The following is a 1,215-nucleotide window of genomic DNA, read 5'->3' as shown; positions in this document are numbered from 1 at the left end:
TTCCGTCGCGGGCGCGGCCGATAGCTTCCCCGGCGGCCTCGTAGACGGCGACGGCGTCGTCGACGTCGACGCGGGCACCCGGGAGGTCGAACCCGCCGGCGCGCTGTGCGCCGTTCTTGACGTCGGTGACGCGCTCTTTGGGCATGCTGATGGCCCAGTCGTTGTCCTCGATCACGAAGACGACGGGGAGGTTCTGAACGCTCGCCAGGTTCAGCGACTCGAGGAACGCGCCCTGATCGATCGCGCCCTCGCCGAGGAACGCGACGGCGACGCTGTCGGTGTTGCGCTTCTTCGCGGCCAGTCCGGCGCCGACCGCTGGCGGACAGCCCTCGGCGATGATCCCGCTGCACGCGAAGTTGACGTCGGGATCGAAGAGGTGCATGTGGCCGCCTTTCCCCTCGCTGAGGCCGGTCTCGCGGCCGAAGATCTCGGCGGTCATCCGCTTTAAGTCGACGCCCTTTGCGATGGCGATGTGGTGGGGACGGTGGGGAGCCGTGACCGTGTCGTCGTCCCGCAAGTGCTGGCACACACCCGCACCGGACGCCTCGTGGCCCGCGGCGAGGTGCAACTCGCCGGGAATCGGCCCGGCGGAGATGTCGAACGCGGGCTGTTTCCCCTCGAGGTACTCCTCCTGAAGGCGCTCTTCGTAGTGACGCGCTGTCACCATCTCCTCGTACATTCCTTGTAGTTTGCTAACAGCCACCATGTGACTCTGTAGAGGAGTCAGTGCGAGCCGATATATAGCTATTCACGCCTCGAGTCACCGATAGAACCGATTTATGATTTTTCGCACATGTGTCTAAATTCACCGTTTCGAGGAGAATTGGAGAAATTCCTCGAACCCTGTTCAGTACTGAATCCAATAATCACGAGACGAATACGAATCGGCGGACAGAAACGTCGGACGATCGCTGTCCCCCACTGATCGGATACCGATCGGAGTACGTTCGTGAGAGATGTACCGGTATCGCGTGCGTTCTCCGAGTCGTTCGAGGACGGGCTACCACGGTTCGTTTTTCAGCCCGAGCTCGTACGCGATCATGTTCGTCGTCACGTGGAGGACCGGCGTGAGGACGACGACGACGAGGATCACCTCGAGCGTAAACCAGGACTGAAACCACTCGAAATCCAGCAGGGCGACCAGTGGGAGCGAGACGACGACGAAATCCAGCTGGTCGAGCCCCGGGAACATCGCGCCGCGCTGGCGGCCGCTTC

2 protein-coding genes are annotated in these 1,215 nt (G+C 62.4%); both read right to left on the bottom strand.

The genetic code is table 11. The annotated features are described in order from the left end of the window. Nucleotides 1–679: thiamine pyrophosphate-dependent dehydrogenase E1 component subunit alpha (locus PGX04_RS13465; protein ID WP_273738969.1), on the bottom strand; the 679-nt coding region annotated here is incomplete at its 3' end. A gap of 321 nt (nucleotides 680–1,000) precedes the next feature. Next, on the bottom strand, nucleotides 1,001–1,215 hold a 215-nt coding region (locus PGX04_RS13460; protein ID WP_273738968.1), incomplete at its 5' end, for a CDP-archaeol synthase.

This window comes from Natrinema soli (assembly GCF_028618695.1).
Note: the sequence above shows the minus strand (reverse complement) of the source record. Positions and strands in the feature narration are given on the sequence as shown.